25 protein-coding genes are annotated in these 24,209 nt (G+C 33.8%); 7 read left to right on the top strand and 18 right to left on the bottom strand.

Going from position 1 to position 24,209, the window contains the following annotated elements; all coding sequences use genetic code 11:
* Positions 1-35: 35 nt before the first annotated feature.
* From phnE (LrDSM24759_RS06005) to LrDSM24759_RS05985, 5 genes are all read right to left on the bottom strand, one after another.
* Positions 36-851 carry a phosphonate ABC transporter, permease protein PhnE gene (gene phnE / locus LrDSM24759_RS06005; RefSeq protein ID WP_117118590.1) on the bottom strand — a complete coding sequence of 272 codons (816 nt, stop codon included), beginning with the start codon at positions 849-851 and terminating at the stop codon, positions 36-38.
* On the bottom strand, positions 851-1,657 hold the full coding sequence (phnE, locus tag LrDSM24759_RS06000; protein ID WP_117118589.1) for a phosphonate ABC transporter, permease protein PhnE: 807 nt from the start codon (positions 1,655-1,657) through the stop codon (positions 851-853). Before phnE (LrDSM24759_RS06000) ends, phnE (LrDSM24759_RS06005) begins: the two co-directional genes overlap by 1 nt.
* Positions 1,650-2,423: a phosphonate ABC transporter ATP-binding protein gene (gene phnC / locus LrDSM24759_RS05995; RefSeq protein WP_117118588.1), complete on the bottom strand. Its 774-nt coding sequence runs from the start codon at positions 2,421-2,423 to the stop codon at positions 1,650-1,652. Before phnC ends, phnE (LrDSM24759_RS06000) begins: the two co-directional genes overlap by 8 nt.
* A gap of 33 nt (positions 2,424-2,456) precedes the next feature.
* The gene (locus tag LrDSM24759_RS05990) at positions 2,457-3,383 is read right to left on the bottom strand and encodes a phosphate/phosphite/phosphonate ABC transporter substrate-binding protein (RefSeq protein ID WP_117118587.1); all 927 of its coding nucleotides are present in this window, start codon (positions 3,381-3,383) and stop codon (positions 2,457-2,459) included.
* A gap of 390 nt (positions 3,384-3,773) precedes the next feature.
* Complete coding sequence (locus tag LrDSM24759_RS05985) at positions 3,774-4,271, bottom strand: universal stress protein (RefSeq protein WP_117118586.1); 498 nt, start codon at positions 4,269-4,271, stop codon at positions 3,774-3,776.
* A gap of 222 nt (positions 4,272-4,493) precedes the next feature.
* Between LrDSM24759_RS05985 and LrDSM24759_RS05980 the strand changes: the two genes are divergently transcribed.
* Positions 4,494-5,297, top strand: a complete 804-nt coding sequence (locus LrDSM24759_RS05980; protein WP_117118585.1) for a tyrosine-protein phosphatase — start codon at positions 4,494-4,496, stop codon at positions 5,295-5,297.
* Positions 5,298-5,300: 3 nt separating this feature from the next.
* On the top strand, positions 5,301-6,041 hold the full coding sequence (locus LrDSM24759_RS05975; protein ID WP_117118584.1) for a GntR family transcriptional regulator: 741 nt from the start codon (positions 5,301-5,303) through the stop codon (positions 6,039-6,041).
* Positions 6,042-6,101: 60 nt separating this feature from the next.
* Here LrDSM24759_RS05975 and LrDSM24759_RS05970 read toward each other — a convergent pair whose 3' ends face one another.
* The gene (locus tag LrDSM24759_RS05970; protein WP_117118583.1) at positions 6,102-6,590 is read right to left on the bottom strand and encodes a PTS sugar transporter subunit IIA; all 489 of its coding nucleotides are present in this window, start codon (positions 6,588-6,590) and stop codon (positions 6,102-6,104) included.
* Between the two features lie 178 nt (positions 6,591-6,768).
* Between LrDSM24759_RS05970 and LrDSM24759_RS05965 the strand changes: the two genes are divergently transcribed.
* The gene (locus tag LrDSM24759_RS05965) at positions 6,769-7,245 is read left to right on the top strand and encodes a nucleoside 2-deoxyribosyltransferase (RefSeq protein WP_117118582.1); all 477 of its coding nucleotides are present in this window, start codon (positions 6,769-6,771) and stop codon (positions 7,243-7,245) included.
* Positions 7,246-7,377: 132 nt separating this feature from the next.
* On the top strand, positions 7,378-10,440 hold the full coding sequence (locus LrDSM24759_RS05960; RefSeq protein ID WP_117118581.1) for a glycoside hydrolase family 31 family protein: 3,063 nt from the start codon (positions 7,378-7,380) through the stop codon (positions 10,438-10,440).
* A gap of 45 nt (positions 10,441-10,485) precedes the next feature.
* Here LrDSM24759_RS05960 and LrDSM24759_RS07775 read toward each other — a convergent pair whose 3' ends face one another.
* From LrDSM24759_RS07775 to LrDSM24759_RS05950, 3 genes are read right to left on the bottom strand one after another with little or no spacing between them, the layout of a single operon-like run.
* Complete coding sequence (locus LrDSM24759_RS07775; RefSeq protein ID WP_170133367.1) at positions 10,486-10,632, bottom strand: hypothetical protein; 147 nt, start codon at positions 10,630-10,632, stop codon at positions 10,486-10,488.
* A 16-nt stretch (positions 10,633-10,648) separates the two neighbouring features.
* The gene (locus LrDSM24759_RS05955) at positions 10,649-11,296 is read right to left on the bottom strand and encodes an MBL fold metallo-hydrolase (protein WP_117118580.1); all 648 of its coding nucleotides are present in this window, start codon (positions 11,294-11,296) and stop codon (positions 10,649-10,651) included.
* Positions 11,297-11,962 carry a DsbA family oxidoreductase gene (locus LrDSM24759_RS05950; protein ID WP_117118579.1) on the bottom strand — a complete coding sequence of 222 codons (666 nt, stop codon included), beginning with the start codon at positions 11,960-11,962 and terminating at the stop codon, positions 11,297-11,299.
* Between the two features lie 125 nt (positions 11,963-12,087).
* Here LrDSM24759_RS05950 and LrDSM24759_RS05945 point away from each other — a divergent pair, with 125 nt between their 5' ends.
* Positions 12,088-12,438 carry a winged helix-turn-helix transcriptional regulator gene (locus tag LrDSM24759_RS05945; RefSeq protein WP_117118578.1) on the top strand — a complete coding sequence of 117 codons (351 nt, stop codon included), beginning with the start codon at positions 12,088-12,090 and terminating at the stop codon, positions 12,436-12,438.
* On the opposite strand, the gene LrDSM24759_RS05940 is transcribed toward LrDSM24759_RS05945, so the two are convergent.
* From LrDSM24759_RS05940 to LrDSM24759_RS05930, 3 genes are read right to left on the bottom strand one after another with little or no spacing between them, the layout of a single operon-like run.
* Complete coding sequence (locus LrDSM24759_RS05940) at positions 12,439-13,293, bottom strand: alpha/beta hydrolase (protein WP_117118577.1); 855 nt, start codon at positions 13,291-13,293, stop codon at positions 12,439-12,441.
* Positions 13,294-13,306: 13 nt separating this feature from the next.
* Entirely contained in the window at positions 13,307-14,065 is a 759-nt protein-coding gene (locus tag LrDSM24759_RS05935) for a YibE/F family protein (RefSeq protein ID WP_117118576.1), read from the bottom strand.
* Entirely contained in the window at positions 14,065-15,171 is a 1,107-nt protein-coding gene (locus LrDSM24759_RS05930; protein ID WP_117118575.1) for a YibE/F family protein, read from the bottom strand. The genes LrDSM24759_RS05935 and LrDSM24759_RS05930 overlap by 1 nt, the downstream gene beginning before the upstream one ends.
* A 128-nt stretch (positions 15,172-15,299) precedes the next feature.
* Between LrDSM24759_RS05930 and LrDSM24759_RS05925 the strand changes: the two genes are divergently transcribed.
* On the top strand, positions 15,300-16,874 hold the full coding sequence (locus tag LrDSM24759_RS05925) for a cation:proton antiporter (protein ID WP_117118574.1): 1,575 nt from the start codon (positions 15,300-15,302) through the stop codon (positions 16,872-16,874).
* A 55-nt stretch (positions 16,875-16,929) separates the two neighbouring features.
* On the opposite strand, the gene LrDSM24759_RS05920 is transcribed toward LrDSM24759_RS05925, so the two are convergent.
* Together LrDSM24759_RS05920 and LrDSM24759_RS05915 are read right to left on the bottom strand one after the other, a co-directional pair.
* Positions 16,930-17,688, bottom strand: coding sequence for a MerR family transcriptional regulator (locus LrDSM24759_RS05920; RefSeq protein ID WP_117118573.1), 759 nt, complete (start codon positions 17,686-17,688; stop codon positions 16,930-16,932).
* Between the two features lie 26 nt (positions 17,689-17,714).
* Complete coding sequence (locus LrDSM24759_RS05915; RefSeq protein WP_117118572.1) at positions 17,715-18,800, bottom strand: D-alanine--D-alanine ligase family protein; 1,086 nt, start codon at positions 18,798-18,800, stop codon at positions 17,715-17,717.
* A gap of 152 nt (positions 18,801-18,952) precedes the next feature.
* On the opposite strand from LrDSM24759_RS05915, the gene LrDSM24759_RS05910 reads away from it, so the two are divergent.
* Positions 18,953-20,458 carry a CAP domain-containing protein gene (locus LrDSM24759_RS05910; protein WP_117118571.1) on the top strand — a complete coding sequence of 502 codons (1,506 nt, stop codon included), beginning with the start codon at positions 18,953-18,955 and terminating at the stop codon, positions 20,456-20,458.
* Positions 20,459-20,772: 314 nt separating this feature from the next.
* Here LrDSM24759_RS05910 and LrDSM24759_RS05905 read toward each other — a convergent pair whose 3' ends face one another.
* The 4 genes from LrDSM24759_RS05905 to LrDSM24759_RS05890 all read right to left on the bottom strand — a co-directional run bounded on the left by LrDSM24759_RS05905 (position 20,773) and on the right by LrDSM24759_RS05890 (position 24,145).
* On the bottom strand, positions 20,773-21,603 hold the full coding sequence (locus tag LrDSM24759_RS05905; RefSeq protein WP_245953347.1) for a hypothetical protein: 831 nt from the start codon (positions 21,601-21,603) through the stop codon (positions 20,773-20,775).
* A gap of 2 nt (positions 21,604-21,605) precedes the next feature.
* Positions 21,606-22,286, bottom strand: a complete 681-nt coding sequence (locus tag LrDSM24759_RS05900) for a TetR/AcrR family transcriptional regulator (RefSeq protein ID WP_117118569.1) — start codon at positions 22,284-22,286, stop codon at positions 21,606-21,608.
* A 104-nt stretch (positions 22,287-22,390) separates the two neighbouring features.
* Positions 22,391-23,380, bottom strand: coding sequence for a ribose-phosphate diphosphokinase (locus LrDSM24759_RS05895; RefSeq protein ID WP_117118568.1), 990 nt, complete (start codon positions 23,378-23,380; stop codon positions 22,391-22,393).
* Positions 23,381-23,482: 102 nt separating this feature from the next.
* Positions 23,483-24,145: an alpha/beta fold hydrolase gene (locus tag LrDSM24759_RS05890; RefSeq protein ID WP_117118567.1), complete on the bottom strand. Its 663-nt coding sequence runs from the start codon at positions 24,143-24,145 to the stop codon at positions 23,483-23,485.
* Positions 24,146-24,209 lie beyond the last annotated feature (64 nt).

Below are 24,209 nucleotides of genomic sequence, written 5' to 3'. Positions count from 1 at the left end.
TTTTTTGAACAAAATAGTCCTTTTAAATTTCTTAATTAAACTAGGCGCTTTCTAATTACTCCTGAAATCCAATCAATCACAATTACCATTACAATAATTCCTAAAAGAATGATTCCAACTCGATTCCACTCACGATATTGCAAGGCAATAATTAAAGGATAACCAATACCACCAGCACCTACTAAACCAAGAATTGATGCGGAACGAACCGAGACATCAAAGCGATAAAGCGTATTTGAAATCAGAGCCGGCATTAAATTAGGTAAAGTTGCAAAGGTAACTGTATTCCACTTAGAACCACCGACTGAAGCAATTGCTTCATTGGCATCGGTATCTAAACTTTCAATAGCTTCTGAGAAAAGCATAGCTAGCATTCCCACTGAGTGAAAACCTAAAGCAAATACACCAGCAGCCGAGCCAGGGCCTACCGCTTTAATAAACATTAAAGCAAGGACAATTTCTGGAAAAGAACGAATTATTGCTAAGACAATCTTCCCACTTCTAGATAAGTACCATTTCTTATGCTTGGTATTTGCTGCCCAAAAGGCAAAAGGTAAAGAAATAATTGCGGAAATAAAAGTTCCCAAAAAGGCGATACAAATTGTTTCCCAAAGCTGTGAAATTAAATCTTCTCCACTTCCATTCCAAACATAGGACCAATCCGGATGGAAGATTCCTGAAATAATCGCTCCAGTAATTTGTGCTGCACTTGATTTAATTCCACCAAAATCAATTCCAACTGCCGACCAAATGATTAAGCATACAGTGACAATTCCAATTAACCAATGAATTGTGCGAGTACGATTATTAATTGGCTTTGGAGGTAATTTTTTCATTTTTGTTGTATCCATTATTTTGTCAATGCCTCCCGAGATGCTGAAGAAATGTAATCAATAATTACTACAACTACGATAATTACAATCAAAATTGTTCCCGTACGATTGTATTGGAATAACTGTAGTGTTTGTTGCAGGTATAATCCGATACCACCCGCACCAATATAACCAAGAATTGTTGATGCTCTGACGTTAATTTCAAAAGCATATAAAACATATGACACAAAGTAAGTCATTACTTGAGGCAAAACAGCAAAGTGAATAATTTGTAATTTTGAAGCACCCGATGCCGTCAAAGCCTCTATTGGTCCGTAGTCAATCGTCTCAATTGCCTCATAAAACAATTTAACAACAACACCAAAAGTAAACACTGATAACGCAAGTACACCTGCGACAGGTCCGATACCGACAACTGCCACAAAAAGTGCACCTAACAGTAAATCTGGAATTGTTCTAATAATATTCATAATGAATCTTAAAACTCCAGTTACTGCCTTGTTTTTTACGATATTTCTCGCAATTAAGAAAGAATAAATAAAGGCGATGATTGATCCAATTACTGTTCCCAAAATGGCCATTTTTATTGTTTCGATTAAATATGGCCAAATCACATGTGCATAACTCCAGTCTGGTTTACACATTTGAATTAAAACATCCATAAATTGACCGAAGTTATCGGGTGCTAGGAGGACACTAATATGAGCATTAGTAACATTAATTGAAATAAATAGGCCTGCGATTAAAACTATGAGCCAAATTAGAGTTGACCACTTTAATTCTTTTTTTGGCAACTGCTTCAGCTGATGTTGGTTATTATTCATTTTCAGCCTCCTCGAGTTGTCCATTGTAAATCTTTTCAAAGACAGCGGCTGGTGTTTCACTCATCTTACCATCATAGATAATTTCACCGCTTTTAACACCAAGGACACGATCACCAAATTCACGCGCCAATTCAACACTGTGAAGATTGGCTACTACGGTCATTCCATATTCTTGATTCAACATTTTTAAGTACTGCATTACACTCTTGGCCGTCTTAGGATCAAGAGAAGCAGTTGGCTCATCAGCTAAAATGATTTTAGGATTTTGCGTCAAAACCCGAGCAATTGAGACACGTTGTTGCTGCCCACCTGATAATTGATCGGCCCGCACATAAACTTTATCTGCTAAATCGACTTGTTGTAATGCTTCATAAGCTTTTTGCTTATCTTCAGCACTAAACAAGTTAAAGGTAGATTTCCAAGCTGAATAATAACCCACTTTTCCAGTTAAAACATTTCTTAAAACACTGGAGCGTTTTACCAAATTGAAATTTTGAAAAATCATTCCAATATCACGACGTATATTACGTAAAGCTTTACCTTTTGCATGCGTAATTGATTGGCCATCAATCAAGATATCGCCATCTGAAATATCTTGTAATCGATTAATTGATCTGAGTAAAGTCGATTTTCCGGCCCCTGAAAGTCCGACTACAACCACAAATTCACCTTTATTAATTTCAAGGTTAATATTATTTAACCCTCTGGTGCCATTAGGATAAACTTTAGTAACATTTTTTAATTGAATCATTGGTTGATTGACCATGAGTCCCTAGCTCCTTTTCCTACAAATTAATTTTTATTGTTGAGTTTTATCGACAAGTTTGTCATATTTACGTACAATACCGAAGTCACTATCCTTAACGGTTACATAGCCTTCATGCCCATAAATTGACTCAAGTAAGGCTTTACCCTTTTTAGATTTACCAATTTCAATAAAGGCGTTAGCCAATTTTTTACGAAACTTCTTTGACATATCAGGACGAACAGAAATTGTATCGTTAGGAATTGGCTTAGTGAAGTAAATTGGGACTACCTTTTTCATAATGCTTGGCTCATCGGCTTTAACATTATTTCTTGCATCTTCAAAAACAAAAGCCGCATCAGTGTCACCATTCAAAACATTTAACACAGCTTGATCATGACCGGTTACAGTTACTAGCTTACATTCTTTAGGTACATTGAGGCCTTTTTCATAAAGTTCGGCAACCGGGAATACATACCCAGCACTTGAAGTTGGGTTTTGAACCGAAATGCTTTTACCCTTGAGATCCTTCCAAGATTTAATTTTAGAACCCTTTTTTACTAAAATTTCTGCTCGATAAGATTTAACCAACTGGTTTGTAGGCATCCCATTCGGTTGCTTAACTCCATATCTTACTGCTTGCAATAAGACATCGGCAGCTCCTTGTTGGTGTCCTAAGACATAACCATCAGGTGGTAAGAATCCTGCATCAATCTTTTTAGATTTCATCGCTTCTACCACTGTTGTATAGTCAGTGGACATCGTTACATGGACTGGCATGCCCAATTTTTTAGAAAGCATGTCCTCTAGTGGTTTTGCTCGACCCTCTAATTTATCTGCAGCCTGACTAGGTACAAACTGAATATTTAAAGATTTGGGAGTATAGGGCTTTTTACTCTCTGTTTTTTTGGAGCAAGCACTTGCTATGACAGTTAGCATGATGGCTAGTCCAATGACTAAAAATCTTTTAAAATTTTTCATCATGTCCTCCTAATGACATAATCAAAATCCGACAAAATACTTACTTAATACCTCACAAACCTACAAAAAAAGACCTAACATGAGGTCGATAAATACGACCTCACATTAAGTCTCTGTATTTAAAGCAGAAATTAATGAAGAGACTAGCCACGGTTATGCATCTTTCCTTGCTAAATTCAGATCCAAGCATGTGGCTGCGACTCCTTTCCACTAACCCTCTACCGTTTGTTCTCTTGTATAATACCAAAAATATTCTTAATTGAATATGCTATTTTTTTAAAAAAGCGCTTTTAGAATAAGATTTTCTGATTGGTTCGTTCCAATTAAATCAAAAAGAGTAGACCACCTAGTTTAATGATCTACTCTTTATTATCAAAAAATTGTTATCAATTATCTAAAGAACTTCTTTTTCTTCTTATCAATTTTTTCGTTTTCCACACCCGTTTTAACAATCAAGACATCTGCTAGGGCATGTTGATTTACGTATTCAGTTACACTACCCATTAATAATCTTTCAACTGCATTTAATCCGGTTGCTCCCATAATAATTAAGTCATTACCATGGTCTTCCACAAATTCAGTCGCAATAATATGTTTTGGTGAGCCATAACGAATGTGGTAACTCAAATTGGTAAAATCTTTATTTTCTTTAGCCCATTCTTTTAGACTCTTCAAATAATCTTCTGAATCTTGCGTCATCTTATAAATGGTATCGCCAGAAATTAAAGTATCCTGCATTTCTCCCATAAATTGACGTGTATCGATTACGTTTAATACATCCAAATGTGCGTGATTATCAATTGCAATTTGAACAGCCTTATCAAAAGCTCGTTCCGCATTCTCTGAACCATCGACTGGGACTAAAATATTATTATAATCTTCAACCATAGTTATCCACTCCCGCTTAATAAATTTATCTCTTCAAGTTAATTTTACCATAATTTTTTCTCATCATTGTTGTTCAAACTATCAATCTCAGAGTTTAATTACCCACAATTGGATAGACGTGATAAAATCAAAGTTGATAACAATATATTAAATATATTCTTAAGGCATATCTTTAATATATTGGCATTGTTTTGTTGAATTTTTTAAAAGGAATGTACTGAAATGAGCGAAAAATATGAGACTAAATTAATTGGCATTACATCTGGTCGCAATTTCCGCGAACTAGGTGGATACAAAACAATCACAGGTCAAACAATTAAAAAGCATAAGTTGATTAGAAGCGGTAATTTAGCTGATCTTTCTGACGAAGATGTCCGTTTTTTAGAAAATTATGGAATCAAATATGATGTTGACTTTCGATCAACTAAAGAAGTCACCGAGCATCCCGATCGTGTACCAGCTGGTGCACATTATGAGTTTGATCCTGTTTTTAGTGAAGATCTAACTAACGCCTCAAAAGGTATTTTTGCCTTGGAAGAGAATGCTGAAAAGGATCCGCAATTTGGCTATAAACACATGTTTTATGCTTATGAAGATATGATCAAAAGTAAAAGTGCACAACAAGCTTATCGCAAGTTTTTTGATTTACTTTTGGCAAATAGTAATGAACACGAAGCCCTTTTATTCCACTGCACTGCTGGAAAGGATCGGACTGGATTCGGTGCTTTATTAATTTTATCGGCTTTGGGTGTCACATTTTCAACAATTAAATATGATTATGGCTTAACTAACGTTACTACCGCTGATTTTATTAATAATATGTTAGCGCAGGCATCTGCTAAGGGTGCAAGCAAACGCGTGTTGCAATCAATTAAAGATATTCAATCTGTTTACCCAGAATATATGGACCACGCAGTTTATATGCTGAATAAAGAATATGGTGGAATTAATGAATATCTGAGAAAAGTAATGAAATTAAATAGTAATGAGATTTTAGATTTGAGAAAGATATATCTTGAGGGCTAAAAAATGAGCGAACCAAAATATTTACAAATAGAAAACACATTAAAAGACGAAATTCGTAACGGTAAATTTAAATATGGAGATATTTTTTACAGTGAAAAAGAATTAGCTGAGAGATTTAAAGTATCTTCAATTACCGTTATTCGATCAGTGAAAGATTTAGTTGCCGATGGCTATCTTATTCGTTACCAGGGAAAAGGCACCTTTGTTTCTTATTCTCCTACTAATCGTCTAGTTCAATACCGTGATGTAACAACTTATCCCGAATTAATTAAAGATGAAGATAAAAATGAAGAAACAATGGAAGTAGTAAGTCTTGAAAAAGAAAGCGATCCTATTATTAATTCAATTTTTAAAATGCCAAAAACTAATTCATATTACCATTTAAAACAAATTAGAAAAGTTGATGGCAAACCATTCATGTTCTATAACATCTATATTCCAACCGCTTTACTTAATCCATCACGCGTTAAAGATAAAGATAATTACAAAAATATCTATTTAAATATTCAAGAAGATTCCAATTTTTATCTTTTAGATGAACCTTTTAAGGATGCCTACTCAATAGCTTCGGCTTCACAAGAAGTTGCTCACGCTCTTGACATCAAAGAAGGCGACAGCGTTATTCGGCAAGAAAGAACTATTGCAGCTGAAGAAACTGGCGAAATCCTACTTTATATGAATAACTATAAATTAAGTGACTATGAGATTGTTACTTTAACTTCTACTAACTATCCAGAAGCATAACTAACATAATAATTTCAATCAAAAACTCACCTTGTTAAAACATAAAACAAGGTGAGTTTTTTAATTTTCAAAATTATTATCTAAAAAGTCATAAATATAATTTGGATCTGTACTTGCAAATAACTCATTCAAATCAGCTACTGGAGTTTGGGCTAAAAAGTCCATAATCTTCGCCAACATATTTGAGTGCATTTTAGGATCCTTATTGAGTAAAATAAATAAAAACTTCACTTCTAATTTTTCGGCTGGATTAACCATATTATTAAAAGTAATGGGATTTTTTAATCCAACTGGAACAATTAACCGCTTGTTGACATATTTTCCTTCTGTATGAGGAATAGCAACATTGGGTAAGTCCCTTGAAAGCGGACGTGTTGACACACCAGTCGGATATTTTTCTTCTCTTTCAATAATATTGTCAATAAATTCCTGTTTAACGTACCCTAATTGATAGAGTTTATTATAAACTGCTTTAAAAATCTTATTACGATCGGTTTCATCGGTCACAAAGACCGTTTTGGGTTCAAAAAGATTATTAGTATCCGTAATAAGCTCCTACCTTTCTCACACTTCTTTTATCTCTATTTCATTATATCCTAAAGTTAGTTATTAAAACATCTTTAACTTAATTTAAAAACATTTCAAGTCTGTTTCCAAAATTATTTTTTTGTTAAAGTTAATTCGTAGATTGATTATTTGTTTATTTAAAGAATGAGAGGACCCAATAATGACAAAAACCAAGACTGTTTACTTTGGTGCTGGCTGGTTCAGCGACACACAAAATAAAGCGTACAAAGATGCAATGTCTGCTCTTGAGGCAAATCCAACTATTGATCTAGAAAATAGTTATGTACCTCTTCAAAACCAATACAAAGATATTCGAGTTGATGAACATCCTGAATACTTACACGATAAAGAATGGGCCCAAGCAACCTTCAATGGAGACTTAATTGGGATTAAAACTAGTGATATTATGCTTGGGGTTTATGTTCCTAAAGAAGAAGATGTGGGCCTCGGAATGGAATTAGGCTACGCTATGAGTCATGGTAAATATGTTCTCTTGGTTATTCCAGATGAATTATTCGGTGAATCAATAAACTTAATGAGTTGGGGTGTTGCTGATAATGTAATCAAAATGAGTGAATTAGCTGATTTTGATTTCAATAAACCACGTTTCAACTTTTATGATGGCGCTGTTTACTAAATTAATTTTTTGATCAAGCTTAGGCTTGATCTTTTTTATTTGCTTTCAAGCAGAACTTTTAGCTAGATTCGGTATAATAGAGGTAATGAGGTAAAATTAATTACAGAAAATTTTATTAAATAGAGAATTGTGATGACAGAAAATATGACACAAAATTTACACTCCCTTGAACGCATTGTTAGAGTCGCTAAGGGAACACGTTTTTATGAATTAGAATTTGCTAGTGGTGAAAAAGCCAGATTTTATATTATAGCTCCTGGTATTTTTCGCTTTATTGTTGATCCTAGTGGCAACTTTGCTCCCCTTAATCCAGAATTGACAATTCCTGCTAATAATTTCAGTTTAGAAAGCTTTGAAGCTTCACAAGTACTAGTTACTGATGAAACTTTCACCATTAAAAGCGGTCAATATTCAATTCGTTTCCACCGTAATCCGGCTATTTTTAGTATTTTTGATGATCAGCTCCATCGTTATCGTATGATGCAAGCTAGCCCTTTAGAGTTAGGGCCTAATGAAAGCCGTGAAATTTTACGTCAAAATAAAAATGAATTCTATTATGGCGGTGGTATGCAAAATGGGCGTTTTAGTCATAAAGGCAAAATTATTGAAATCAAAAATACTAACTTAAGTGGCGATGGTGCTGTTGCTGTACCAATTAGTTTTTTCTGGTCCAATGCTGGTTTTGGTGAATTACGTAACACTTGGCAAAATGGCCTTTATGACTTCGGTAGTGATAACAATGAAAAAACTATCATTAGTCACCAGACGCCAATTTTCGATAATTTTTATTTACTAGGAGATTCACCGGCTGCAATCATTAATCAATACTATAGAATTACCGGTCATCCCCTCTTTTTACCAAAATATGCCCTTGGCTTAGGTTACATGAGTGACTTTGTTGATACCAAATGGGCTGAAGCGGATCCTAAAGAAACGAATGCAATTAAATTTGAAGACGGGAATACTTATCGTCCTACAAAAGATGACAATGAGGTTTATGCTCTTTCTTCATTAAATGGTGAAGAAAAATATCAATTTTCTGCACGTGCTATGGCGGAACGCTTTACCAAACATCATGTTGACCTTTCTTGGTTTGTTCCAAATTACAATAATCAACAAGAATTACCAGAAAGCTCAGTTGAACATTTGACTGAATTTGCCAATGATCATGATTTAATTATTGGTTTTTATAAAAGCTTACCAGCAGGTAGTGCACCAAACTTTTTAGTTGCTGCTAAAGATAAACCAAATATTGGTAATGAAAAGATTATTCAAAATATTGCTCAAGCTACTGACCCATTAATAAAGGCCAGTCAAAATGAGCGTCCCTGGACAATGGCTGAAAATGGCTGGACTGCTATTCAAACACTTAGTGCTTCAATCAGTGGCAATGTTGGTGGTGAGTGGGAGGAATTAGCTACTCAAGTAGCAAGTTTTCTTGGTTTATCTCTTTCTGGTCAACCTAATATGGGTAGCGCCATTGATGGTATATACGGCGGAAATAATGCTCAAGTCAATGTTCGTGATTTTGAATGGAAAATTTTCACCCCACTTTTATTCAATATTGATGGTTGGGGTAATATTCAAAAAACTCCGTTTGCCTTTAATTCAAAAATTACTCGTATTAATCGTGCTTATTTAGAGTTAAGACAATACCTAACCCCATATCTTTATGCTCTGACTTATGCAGCACAAAGTGGTAATCCAATAATTCGACCATTTTTCTTGGAATTTCCTCATGAAAAAATTAATTATACTGAACAAGTTAAGCATGAATTTATGTTTGGGAATAATATTTTAGTAGCGCCTATTATTAATGGGCGAGAAGATTATCAAGGCAATTCAATTAAAGATAATCTTTACTTACCAGATCATCGTACCTTTTGGATTGATCCCTTTACTGGTGAAAAGCTAATTGGTGGCCGTGTTTATGATAAAATGCATTACCCACTGTGGCATTTACCACTCTTTGTTCGGAGTGGTAGTATTCTTCAAGAAGGCCTCCGTGAGGCTACTATTTTCCCACAAGGAACAAGTAAACAAGTTCTTTACGCTGATGATGGTCATACTAATGCTTATGAGCAAAATGAGTTCGCTACTACTAGTATTACCAGTCAACTTGATGACAATACATTAAAAGTTACCGTTTCTCCAACCACAGGTAATTATGAAGGGCTTGAACAAGAACAACTGACTAAACTTAACTTATTAGTGGATAAATATCCCGGCGAACTGGTTTTCAGAGTTAATGATCAAGTGACTCAACTTAACGAATTTGGAAACTATCAAGAATTTGAAGAAGCAGAATCTGGCTACTTCTATAATCCAGATTACTTAGTCTTTCCTCAATTCCAGCATTTCAGTCAAACTCCACAACCGGCTATTCAAATCAAATTACCTAAAGCTGATATTTCAAAAAATAAATATGAGATTAGCATTGATAATTACCATTACGGCGATAATGTTGAACGTCACGCAATTACAGATTCAGCCTTAAGTTCACCTCATAGTGCTTCAATTAGTAGCGATCGTTTAACTTCAAGAAGTATTTCTGTTTCTTGGGTTAATCCAAGTGATTTTGCTGGAAGAAACATTAAGGCCGATATTGAAGTTAATGGTATTATTCACACCAACATTGACGGTAATAGTTTTACTTTCCATTCTTTGGAACCAAATACTCGCTATCGCTTTAGAATTAGAAATAAATTTGGTAATAAAGTTTCAGATTGGACTGAATATTTTGGCGCTAAAACCAAGCGTGACCAAATGGACTATGCAATTCCAGATATTCAAGTAACAAGTAATTTAACTACTTCTGATAATGAAATGCCTTTAACTAACTTAGTTGATCATAGCTTGGCCTCAGAGTGGCTAGTTAACGATAAAGTTAGTGAAGATCAACCTTTAGAATTGACATTCACTTTTGATCAAGCTTATAAATTAAGTCGTATGGTTTATGTACCACGTTCTCGTGATCGTAAAGGTCATATTTTAAGAGCTCAAATTGCTATTTCAACTGATGGTGAAAACTACAGCAACTGGAGTGACGATTATAATTGGCCTAATGATGCCAAAAATAAGGTAATTGGTTTAAGGGATGTCGTTGCCAAATCAATTAAACTACGAATTCTAAAAACTAGTGATGATAATGTTTCAGCCAAAGAAATTTTGTTTTTTGTAGCTAAACACCAATAACTAATTATTGATAATTAACATTAAATCAAAATAAAAAGGAAGCTTCTAAGCTTCCTTTTTATTTTCTTTAGCTTTCTTTGCCCATTCATAATGATCTGCAAGACTACAACCATCTGGTCCACAAACCATTCCTTCTTGAATATTTAAGTTGGCAAATACATCATTATTTAAATTTTGCTTTTCTTCACTCATTATTTTAACCCTCCTTTTAAACTCTAATACCATAATCCTCGGCTAAAATGGCCTTTACCCCTTCAACAGTCATTGGTGCGGTATGACCGGTTAGTAATTCGGTTTTATCAGGTAAGGTAGCAATTTTATTAGCAATTGAATCTAAAATTTGCTTTTTATCACCACCTGGAAATTCGGTCAAACCAATATCACCGTTATAAAGCATATCGCCTACTAAAGCAAAGCCATATTTTTTAGAATAAAAAATTTGTGAATCTGGTGTATGACCCGGTGTAGCAATTGCTTCTAATTCAAAAGATCCGTCATCACTTTTAATCATCGTATGATCTTTAACTAATTCAACTCGCTTAGGCCATTGCACATGTTGTTGGTAGCGAGCTGATAAATTTAATTGATCATTTTTCATAAAATCTACTGCATTTTCATTAACTACACATGCTACTCCAAGCGTATCAGCTACTTTAGCAGCCTGATAAGAATGATCAAAGTGACCATGAGTTAAGAGTACTTTATCAATTTTCCAACCCTTTTCGGCAATTTTTTTGAGTAGCTTTTCACCTTCTGCACCAGGATCAATTAAAAAACCATGCTTAGTCTTTTCATCAATGAAGAAGTAAGCTGCCGTTTGAAAAACATTTACAACTGGTTGAATAAATAATTGCATTTATTCCTCCTTGCTTCCTTCATTTTCTTCTTTTGCTAAACCTTCTTTAATTGCTTTTTCAAAAACTTCACGTGGTTGTGCTCCCATGTAGCCTTTACCATCAATAACAAAGAAAGGAACTGCATGAACACCATTTTGCTGAATAAATGCTTCATCAGCAATTACCTTATCACGATAGTCATCAGAATCGAGCAATTTTTTAGCATCAGCTACATTGACGCCGGCTTCTTTAGCAGCTTCTAACAAAACATTATGATCTGCTAACTTCTTGTTATCACCAAAGTATGCTTTGAAAAGTAAATCTGAAAGCTTATCAAGTACTTCTTGATCATAATTATCCTTGACCCATTGAGTTAAACGATGAGCATCCATCGTATTAGTATTTAAAGTTGAAGCATAGTTGAATTCTAAGCCTTCACCTCTACCCATTTGCGAAATTTGTTCAATTCTTTGAGCCGCTTCTTTTTCTGTCAAACCATATTTTTTGGCAAAACGTTCAAGGGTAGTTTCAGTAACATCATTTGCAGCATCAGGATAAAGTTGGAAGGCATGACGATCAAAATGAACCTTATCTTCTGCATTTAAGTCTTTCAAGATATTATTAATTCTTCCTTCTGCAATATAACAAAAAGGACATGCATAATCTGACCATACAATTATTTCCATTTTAAGTTCTCCTTTTTACTTACATTTAGTTAGTTATCTTTTGATATTTATAATTATAATTGCTAAACTTAGCGTGACAAGTACGCACTTTATTAATATTTAGTATCTAAAAGGATAGTAGACAAATGGATGAGAAATTTAAGACTTTTAAAAAAAGTGAAATGATCCCCTTTAACGAAGCTTTGGACCTTATTTCGGGTAAATGGAAAATGAATATTCTCTATGCATTATCACGCCTAGGCAAACTTCGTTATGGTCAAATTAAAAACTTACTAGAAAATATTACTCCTCATGTTCTAGCTACGAAGTTAAAAGAACTGGAAGCAGAAGGATTAATTAAAAGAGTAGTATATCCGGAAGTTCCACCAAAAGTCGAATATTCAATTACCACAAAAGGTGAAAGTTTATTACCTATTCTTAAGCAACTCTGTGATTGGGGCAAAATCAATTGTATAGAAAAAAGTAATCAAAACTGATTACTCTTTTTCGTTTTCATAATAACTTGGAATAAACTTTAAATGTTCGAGCCACTCCAGACTAAGTTTGAACCAATGTGCAGTATGAGGATTAACAATCCATGGTCGTTCCTTTATAGCTAATTCTGGGCGTGCCAAAGAAAAACCATGGCCTCCCTTATCAAAAATATGTGCCTCAAATTGAACATTATGTTTGCGTAACGCCATCATATATTCTAATGAATTATCAATTAGAACGGTTGGATCATCATAGGCCTGAAAAATAAAGGTTGGCGGTGTTTGACTAGTTACGCCATTAGCAGTATTTAAGAATTCTTTCTCTTCTTCATGATCAACTTCTTTTTCTTCACTACTATTCAGTTTAAAACCAATTTTAGTGAAATCAATCAAGGGATAGCCTAAAATCGTTGCATTTGGTGCTACTTCATCATGTTTAAACTTAAAAGCCTTTTGCCATTTTTCGCTTTCAGCCATCATATTGATAACACTAACCACGTGACCACCAGCGGAAAAGCCAATAGTAATAATTTTTTCAGGATCAATTCCTAAACGCTCTGCATTTTGACGAAAATATTGAATTGCTCTCAAACCAGATAATCCAGCATCCGGATAAATGTCACCAGGATCAGTAGTTAAGTTATATGAGACTACCGCTGCATTAAAACCATGATCAACATAAGCTAGAGCAACTGGTTCACCTTCACGTTGAGCCAAGTGATTAAAAGATCCACCTGGAAAGACCAAAATCAAAGGTCGTTTTTTCATATCTAAATTAGGATTTTGATCCAGTCCATAATAAGTGACTTTAAAATCACGCTCGTTAAAATTTGTTAAGACTAAATGCCGTACATCCATTTAAACAACCTTCCTATTTCTTATTTTCTTTACTTAGGCTATTTGTTAATAATACCGTTGTGAATGGTATGGTTAATAATATCCCAATAAAAGAATAAACAATAATAAGACACTCACCTACGAATAGTTTATCATTTAAAACTTCAAAAAGTGAATAATGTAACCTCATATACCAAATAAATAATGGTAAAAAACTACCAAAGAAACCAAATAAAATGGTATTCATTGCCGTACCTAGAATGTCACTCCCAATCAAATTACCATGCTTTAAAAGTTGATCACGGCTAATCTGGGGATCATGATGTTTTAATTCTAATAAACCAGCACTCATGGCTACACTAGCTTCCGCAATTGCCCCTAAAGTGGAAAAAATTGCTACTACAATTGATATCTGAGGAAAACTTATTCCTGCTTGTAGTGAAAGACCAACTAATTCTTCACCAGCTTGATCACCAAATCCTGCAGTTTGCGCAAAAAATTGAATTGCGATAATTAAAAGAATTACTATTAAGCTTACAACCAAAGCACTTAAAAACGAATTTTTAGCTACTACATAATCATGAGTTCCAAGAAAGATGATAGTTAATAATTTCAAAGGAATAAAGATAAGTGCGACCCCAATAATATTAGCACCCCAAGAAATTAAAAGCGCCACCAAAATAATTAAACTGGCATTAATAATGACACTCAAGTAAGATTTAAAGCCGGTTTTGCCCCCAACTAGAAGCATGAGCACAAATAATAAAAGTAATAATGCAGATAAAGTAGACATTATTTGGCCTCCTTAACTGAGATCGGATGCTTTAAAAAGATGCTTGAAGCCAGAGTAGCAAAAATCACTGTCAATACAATACCAATTGCTGAGATTAAACTTTGAATGACACCGAGAGAAAGTGCAAATTGGAAAGTATAAACTAAAGTATTATTATCACGTAAGTATAAAATTGTCATCGGTAAAGCTTCGGCCATAAAGATTAGTACCAATACATTAATCAAAGGTCCCATTATTTCTTGTCCTAAGGTGCGGCCACTATTAAATAGCGATTTAAAAGTTAAATTCTTTTTATGCTGACATAAAACATATAGACTTGAAACAATATCAGTAGCTTCATCCATTACTGCTCCTAAAACACCCAAAAGAGTTTGAGCTAAAAATAATGCCCGTGGATCTTGGGTAGCATAATCGACTGCCTCATATTTAATACCACTCTCTCCAGTTAAACGCATGATCGCATAACAAATGCCAAAGGATACAAATACTCCTAGTAGCGTTGCAATTAAAGTGACCCACATTTTTTGATGAAAACCTTGCACTATTACTAATGAAAGTAAAGTAAAAATAATTACCGCACTACCATAAATAAGGAAGATCTTGGTACCATTTTCTGCAATATCTAATTTAATTACAAAATAAAAAATTATCGCATTTAAAACCATTGAAAGTGTCAACATTATGGCATGGCGACCAGTAATAGCGACTAATAAGCACAAAACTAAAGTAATTCCCAAAACTACTACCCAGTCGCGTTTTGGGCTCATTAATTTGGCACGTTGACCTACAAATGACAAAATTACCCGTTCATGAGGATAATATTTTTGTGTCATTGCTTGTGAAGGAGAGTAATTATTATCAATACGGTAAGTACGATTACGATGTTTTCCTGATAATACCTTTACATGTAAAACCTGATTACGAATTTGATCTTTATTTTGATAATTATCTTCAGTTTTATTGATTAGTTCGTCTTTGATCTGAGAATCTGTAATAACTCCAATTGGTTTGCTAGTAAAGCTAGTAGAAAAATATGTCCAAAAAGATAAAACTATTCCGATTACTAAAATCCCAAAACTAATCCAAAATTTATTTTTTATCTGCAAAATTATTTTGGCCTCATTCAAATTTAGTTTATGCTAATATAGTAGCATTACTTTATTAAGTAAGTTTTTAAAATTTTACAAATCTACTTAATAGAAGCTAAATCATTTTTAGATTAGGTTGGTATGATATGGAATTACTGGTTTCATCATTTACGCTTGCATTAGCTGCCGCCATAAGTATTATTATTGCGCAGGCATTATCAAGAATTTCTGTCAACTATATTAGTATGCTGGTTGGAATTACCATAGCTCTAATTCCTTTTCTTAATCAACAAGTTGCTCCGTTTAATTCCCATATTTTTATGGAAATGATTGTGGCTCCCTTGCTTTTCTTTGAGGGGCAAAAAACCAAGATTATCAATATTAGAAAAAATTTTCGAAGTATTGTTGGAATTACGGTCCTGATGGTTATTATTGCTTTAATCATCGCTGGCTTTGGAGCTGCTTGGATTGGAGGTCTAGCCTTACCAGTCGCCTTCATTATTAGTAGTATCAGTACTCCTACTGATGCTACTGCTACCCAATCAGTTACTGTAGGGTTAAAAGTACCACGTAAGGTTGATGCATCATTAAAGGCGGAATCACTTTTTAATGATGCGTCTGGAATCATTTTGCTTAATATGGCCGTATTATGGTTTAGCAACGGTTATATTAATTACGGCCAAACCATTGTTCAATTCCTTTATTCCTCAATTGGTGGTGCTATTGTAGGTTTAATTCTAGCCTGGATTATCGTAATTATACGTCAAACTATCGTCCGTTCTCGTTTTAATTCCTTAAATGCTCAAAATTTAATCTATATTTTTACTCCTTTTGTCATTTATGCCATTGCTGAACATTTTGAGTTTTCTGGCATTATTGCCGTAGTTGTTGCAGGATTATTGCATAATGCCGAAACTCAAGAAAGTCTCCTTATTAATTCACGTCAAATTCATATGGGAATTGATTTACGTGAACTTATTTCTGAAATTTTTAATAGTATGGTCTTTGTCATTTTAGGTTTAATGATGGTTCGAATTAGCCGCAATCGCCTTTTTAATCACGATGCTGGAAAATGGCTTCTTGTTGGGTTAGTAATTTATTTAGCAAATGTTTTTGTTCGCTATCTATATAGCTTAGTTGCCCTAAAATATAATAATCATGAAGCAACCGTCTTTGCTTTTGGTGGTGTTCATGGAGCAGTTACACTTTCCCTTGCCTTAACCTTATCGGCCGCATCTTTAGGGAACTCTAACTACAACATGATTATCATGTCTGAAGGGGTTTTGATCTTACTTAGTATGATTATAGCTACCATTCTTTTTCAATTTATTTTGCCCCACTTACCTTCAGAAAAAGCAGCACTTAAAGAGGTTAATAAAATACGAAATGACATGGTAAAACGTGCTTTAACAGAAGTACATCACATGTATTTACCTTCAAGAGTAAGGCGCTATGTTACTTACATGCTTTTAACCCAAAAGCGAGCAATTTCAACACGTGAATCACTTAAAATTTTAATCAAATCTATTGATCAGCCTACCTTTACTGAAGAAGAAGATTACTTAATGCGGTTAGCCTTCTTTAGAGCATTTGCGATTGAACGAAACTATTTAGAAATGATTAGTCAAAAAAATAAAGAATATGAAAGTTATCTTTTAAATTTATATGATGATGTTTTATTAGCCCAATCACTTATTATTGAACCTTATGATGAAGACTAATAAAACTAACAAAATAAGCTCTTAAGATTTAATTTCTTAAGAGCTTATTTTTATGCTATTTAAAAAATCTTTCCCACCAATGTGTTTTTTGGGGAATTTGCATATCTGCTAAAGTTCGATGAACATTTTGTTGGGCACGTTTTTCTTGATTTTCGCGTGCTTTACGCAAAATTTCTTCATGAATATCAGCTGCAGTTTTTTCTACACTATCATCTTTTTCATTTTTGAAACTGTTTTGTTTCTCTTTTTCATCAGATGTTACAATCCCAGAAATATCAGGCATAGCAGCAATTTCAGGGTCAATCTTTTGATCCTTTTTAGTTTCAGGAGACGGTTGATTTAAACGATGATTTTGATCAATTAATTGTTGATTTTGTTTTTCTACACGAGCAACTTGTGCTTGTAAATTTTGAATTGCTTTATTTTGACTTGCAATTGTTTGTTGCAACATTTGTAGTAAATTTACTACTTGTTTTGCATCAATACTAGCATTTAATGGTGTGTTTGCTTCACTTGACTGCTGTGATAGCTTTTTAGCATCATCTTCGGCCTTGTTGCTAATTGCAAAAATCTGTCTCGCTGCTTCTTGCAAAGTAAGATCTTTTGTTTTAGCTAATTGTCTAAAACTCTTTAGTTCTTCAATATTACTCTTAGTATAAAGACGAGATTTTTGCTTAGTTCTGGCATAGTAATCTTTGTTACTAGTCACTTTTTCGACTATCAAAGAATACTTTCTTAAGGTAGCGACACTTATTTTTAGTTCTTTGGCTACTTCGGCCGGTGCTACTAACTCTTCAAAATCATGATTACTCACTGTTAATCCAACTCTCCTGATCCCAATTATTCGTGTTTATGTAATAATGTTTGTTTATGGTCGAATCTTTCTTTACCTAAAGTGATTAAACGAGTGATCAATTCACTATAAGGAATTCCAACTTCTTCAAACAATTTTGGATACATACTAATATTAGTAAAACCAGGTAAGGCATTAACTTCAGTTAAAATAATCTTTTGATCCTTATTACGAAGCATAAAATCAATTCTAGCTAAACCAGAACATTCAGTAGCTTGATATACTTTTAAGGCATTTTTACGTACTGTTTCTACAATTCCCTCTGGTAAATCAGCTGGAATTTGTAAGGTTGAAGTAGAATTATCATTATATTTATTTTCATAAGTATAGAAGGAATCAGAAGCATTAATAATTTGCCCTACACCTGCTACAATTGGCTTATCATTCCCTAAAACAGCTGTTTCTACTTCACTGCCATGAACAGTTTCTTCAACCAAAACTTTATCATCGTATTTAAAGGCTTCAGCCAAAGCATTTTTATATTCTTGAGCATTAGTTACATGACTAACTCCGACAGATGATCCTTGGTTAGAGGGCTTAACAAAAAGATCCTTACCTAATTTAGTAGCCATATAATCATAATTCTTTTTATCATTATCTTTTTCATCATATTCAAAGCGCTTAATAGCAATCCAATCTGCTACTGGTACGCCAGCACGTTGTGCCAAAATTTTGGTCATTTCTTTATCCATGGTAACAGCAGCTGCTAGCACATCATCACCAACAAATGGTTTATTCAAAACACGGAATAATCCTTGCAAAGAACCATCTTCTCCCAAGTTACCATGTACAATAGGGAAAAAGACATCAATTTCTGGACGATCTTTTAATTCAGTGATATTTGAAATATTGGCAACCTTGTGCGGATTTTCAACAGTCATTTTAGGATTGTTTAATACTTTTCTAGAATCAGCATCATCAGCTAAATAACCATCATTGGTCATCCACATTGGATAAACATCAAATTTATTAGTATCAATTGCTTTAAAAATATTATGAGCAGATTGAATTGAAACTTCATATTCTGATGAATTACCACCAAAAATTAAACCTACTTTGATTTTACTTGTCATTTTTTATCTCCTTAATTGTCCTCAAACTCTTATTATAAACAATGCAGAGTCACCTGTATCCCTTTTTTTATAAAAATTCTAAAAATAAAAATTTTCTCTTAAAAGTTAAGAGCTGATTTGTCATAATAGAGGCAAGCGAAAGGAGTAAGCCAATGAAGTTACAACATAAATTAACGCTTTTAATAACTAGTATTACCTTGGTAATGCCATTAAGTAATGCTGGTCAATCCGATGCAGCTACTTTTACTAAGAGTGAAATTAATACTATTAAACAAGTACAAAATGAATATGCTGCTCTTCCTAAATTACCTTATAGTAGTACAAACCTTTATGCTACACCTCCTCATTTAACTGCACCATTTTCAGTAGGCCAAGTTTCCGATAACTATATTTCAAGTACTTTAGCTTATATTAATTTTTATCGTCAGCTTTTTGCTCTCCCATCGATTTCTACAAACGGTGCTGATAATAATAATGCCCAAATAGCTGCTAGTGTCATGGCAGCTATTAATGCCGATCCTTTTAAAAACCAACATGGCTTACCTAATGTCAAACAGCCTGCTTTTATTAATGATATGTATTGGAATTTGGCCAAAACGACAACGGCAAGTTCCAATTTAAACTTCAACGCAAGCAATGAATCTGCTGGTGACGTCGTAACGGATCTAATAACAGATCGTTACAATTTAGATGGCTCAGACACTGGTCACCGAGCTTGGCTTTTATCAACAAGAGCCACTACTACTGGTATTGGAGCAGCTTACGGTAGCAATGGGTATCGTTATACTGTGCAACAAGTTGTCTATCCCGGCGATACTTTTAATGCTCCTACTAAATCAAGTGTTACTTATCCAAGTAGCGGTATTTTTCCAATTGAACTGCTCCAAGGTAATAATATTGCTTGGTCAGTCTATCTTTCTGACCAAACAGTAAACGGAACTCCAAGTATCAAAATTACTGACCTTGATACTGGACAAACTAGTTATGGAAGTAATGTAAAAAATTATTCTAATCAAGGATTTGGTAATTTTGCCACTGTTATTACCTATTATCCAGGTAATATTAATTTAGTTTCGGGCCATGCTTACAATGTCCAAATTAATGGCGTTACTTCTTATACTTTTAAGCTATTTAATGAAATTGCTAGCAGCCAACCTCCACTTGAACAAACTCAAGCTAACGATAATAAGGTTAACAATGACTCACCAATTACTTCTTCTGATATCTCTACCAGTCAAACAGATACTCCTGAACAAGCTGATATTAAGATGAAATCTGCACTCCTTTTAAGAGCTCAAAAGTTAGCTGATTCACTAAATAAAGAACGTATCTTCAATCCAGTTAACTTTGGTCGTTCTTATCAAGATGGCAAGCGCTACTTTAATCTTGGCCCAAATCAATGGTTCCATAATTTCTATATCGTTAATAATCCAGATATAGAAGCAGGTATTATTACTATCTCTGATACCGCCATCGATACGCAAATTTACTCCAGCCCTTATCTTGATCGCCAAAAAGTCTCTACTACTCATGTAATTCGTGGTCAAAGTTACGCCTATGGTCAAACTATAAAAATTGGTAAGGCAAGATGGTTCTACTTGGGTCCAAATCAGTGGATTCAACAACAAACTTCCAAGAAACTAAATCTCAAATCATAAGCAAGGTTAATAACAAGTGTTCTTTTATTTTTCATTGTAGTTAGCCCCTATACAATTATGGAATATATGCCAAAAATACTTGATTTTGTTTTTTATGGCTGTAAAATATAGATAAAGAAATGGTTAAGGAACCTGCATAAATACTTACATTTATGCATTTTCACAATTATTTTATACCCTAACTACTTTATACTTACTTAAATACAATTAAGATCATCCTTCCGATACCATTTCCTATTAAATAAAAAAAGCAATGTTTAGTTTTTTCTAGACATTGCTTTTTTTGTTATTATTTATCACTTGTTATTTATAACTTATTTTGGATCTGATAATTCCCAAACAATTGTTGAAATGATGAAGAGTATTACACCAACAATTACTAATTCTAAAAAGATGCCACTTGCAATTTCCAAGAAGTAGCCAATATTTAAAATTAGCCCTTCTACATTAAATATTAAAGGAATTAACGCTAATAAAGTATAAATTATCATCAATAAAGTTCCTGTCCACATCCCAGCAGCCGTAACAATATGGACTAATTGACGATTGGCTACTTGTTGCTTTAAATTTTTAATCAGCGACCAAGCAGCAAGTAAACACATAAAAATTACTACTAAATTAATTACTACAAATAAGGTTTCAATATTTGCACATAATGTAATTGCTGCCAGATCAAACCCAGTAATTACAGTATAAATACCACTACGATTAAATTTCTTTAATTGCTTTTGAACCGACTTGGCTTCAGTTGACGAATTATCATCAATCTTGTGCAAAATTACATATCTAATCTTACTTGCTAGACTAGCATTTTCTGCTTTAAACCAATGAACACCCAAAGTATAGTCAAGTAAAGCATTAGCTATCGGTTGCGTTTGATTAGTTGTCAAAAGATTATTTGCATCCCCATTACGATCAGCACCAATTAGTTCAGCAAAATTATCAAACTTTTCATTTACATATCTTTCTGCAACTACGCTATTACTTTCCTTAGCAATTTGCTGTTTCATAAATATTGGATTCATAAAAGTAAAAAGACTGAAAACTAAAGTAATAACTGTAAACATAATAAAAATTAATGCTTTCTTATCATGTCTACTTTCTTCTTGATCGATTCGACGCAATTCTGCGCGTGAACCTTCCATAATTACTTATCCTTTCCATCTTCTTTTTCGTCAAACATATGATTAAGAAGATTAAAAATTTTACTAATATCGAAGTCTTTAATTATTTCATGACCTTCATCTAAAACTTGCTTAATTTCGTTTTGTGAAGCACCAACGAAAGTTGCCATATAACTTTTAACCATAATATCAGTAATTTGTTCTGCATTTAAATTCATTTCATTACGTTTTAAAAAGAGAGTTCCTGTTCCAGGAACCACAAAGGTTAAGCCTAATCTTACGGCTTCATCTCCTCCAAGCTTGTCAGCTACATTTTGTTGGTCAATCCACTTTTGTAAACGTTCTAACCACTTAGTCACTGAAGCTTGATCTTTGATCCCACTTTCTAAAACTCTTGCAGTAGCTTCATCTTCTACACCCAATTGCAAAATTATATAAGTAAAGACCTTGGTTCTCACAAATTCATTTTTAAAATTAATTGTGTCATAAGATAAAGCATTTAATACAGTACTCATATAAGTAGAAACTATTTCGATGATTAATTTACTTTTGTGGGGATAGTAAGACTGTAGTAAAGATTTCGAAATACCAGATTTATCTGCAATTCTTTGCAAGGATACTCGCTGCATCCCATCTTCGCGCAATAAGCCAAAGGTATTTCTTAAAATCGTTCTACGTCTTTTCATATTTCTTTGTCTTGCCATATTACTACCTCTAATCTTAAGTCTAATATCGCAATTATACCAATCAAAAATATTTTTGTATAGAAAAAACCGCCAAAAAGGCGGTTTTATTTAAAATAATTTACTTAACCTTGAATACGGTTCTGTTCATCAAAAATTTGGTGAATTGATTTATCGTTATAAATGTAATCAATCCCCTTAGCAAGTAAACGGTCAACTGAGAGACGTACCATGCGATCAGGATATTTGTCATGCTTAATCGTATCAGTTACAACAATTTGTTCTACTGGCAATTCATTTAAAACAGCAGTAGCATTTTGCGAAAGTAATGCATGAGTTGCAGCCACATAAACTTTTTTAGCTCCTGCTGCTAAGACAGATTTAGTAGATGAAGCAATACGGGAACCAGTATCAATTAGATCATCAACAATAATAACTGTCTTATCTTTAACATCACCGATCATATCATGAACTTCGGTATCATATCTTTCCCCACGCTGATCAACAATAGCAATTGGTGCATCAAAATGAGATCCAAATTCACGGGCTAATTTAGCTCCTGAATGATCTGGTGAGACTACAACTACATCATCATTGTCCTTAGTAGCAATACCGTTATCAATAAAGTATTGGGCCAAAATCGGCATAGCATGCAAATGGTCAACAGGAATATGATAAAATCCTTGAATTTGAGATGCATGTAAATCTACCGCAATTAAGTCATCAATTCGATTTAATTGTAATAAATTAGCTAATAATTTTGCGGTAATCGGTTCACGTGATCGATTCTTAGTATCTTGACGTGAGTAAGCCATATAAGGAATTACAACATTAATTGAATGAGCTGATGCTCGATGCAAGGCATCCAAAGTAATCATCAATTCCATAAAGTTTTCATTAACTGGATCCTGAATCGATTGGATTACATAGACATCACAACCTCTGACACTTTCAGGAATATTTACTTGAATTTCTCCGTCACTAAAATGTTGCACCGCGGTTTCTAATAAAGGCTTATCTAGAGCTGATGCAATTCGTTCAGCCAGAACTTGGTTCCCTGCAAGACCAATAATTTTCATTGGATGCAACATTTCGTGTAATTCTTCTTTATTCATCTTTTCCTATCCTTCTTTTGAATTACCTGTTATTACCACCATTATAACGGAAAATCACCATAAAGAAAAAAGAACCTGATAAAAAATCGGTTCTTTTATAAATTAATTTTCTTTATAAAAATCTTTAATCAAATCAAGCATTTTCAAGCTATGCACCACATAGCTTTCATGTTTTTGTCTCGGCATGATGACTAATCGAGAATTTGGTAAAAATTGACTATACCACCGCACATGTTCAACTTTAACCCAATCTTTTTCTCCCACTACACATAGCGTCGGAATCTTAATTTGTTGAAGTCTGCGAGGATCAATAAAAGTTTCTTTAAGTGCAACGCGGCTATCACGATCACCAATAAAAATACCACGCACACTATTCCAGGTAATATGACTGGCTGTTACCCCATTACCATTAACATAGGTGCCCGCAACAATTAATTTTGCAATCAAATTAGGATCTTGACTGGCTAATAGTAAAGCTATTACTCCACCCGCACCATAACCTAAAACATAAGCTTCTTTTAAGTTTAATTTGCGAATAAATTCAGCCAAATCTTCTACATCAGTTTGATAATGTTCACTTGCTTCACCACTACTTAATCCATGTCCTCTCATATCAGGTACATAAACCGTGTAATATAGCGAAAGAGGCGCAATTAACTTATCAAAAATTGCTCCATCTTGATGATGTCCATGAATTAAAATCAAGGGATGGCCCTGCCCTAACTTTTGATAGTAAAGCTCAATATTATTTACTTTAACTTTCATGTATTTCCTCCAGCATAAAACTAGTCTTTGCCTGTGTTTTCCTGGTAAAATATAAGTATAAAAA

Origin of the sequence: Lactobacillus rodentium, assembly GCF_003423665.1 — a bacterium.
Taxonomy (GTDB): domain Bacteria; phylum Bacillota; class Bacilli; order Lactobacillales; family Lactobacillaceae; genus Lactobacillus; species Lactobacillus rodentium.
This window is presented reverse-complemented; position numbering and strand designations above follow the sequence as displayed.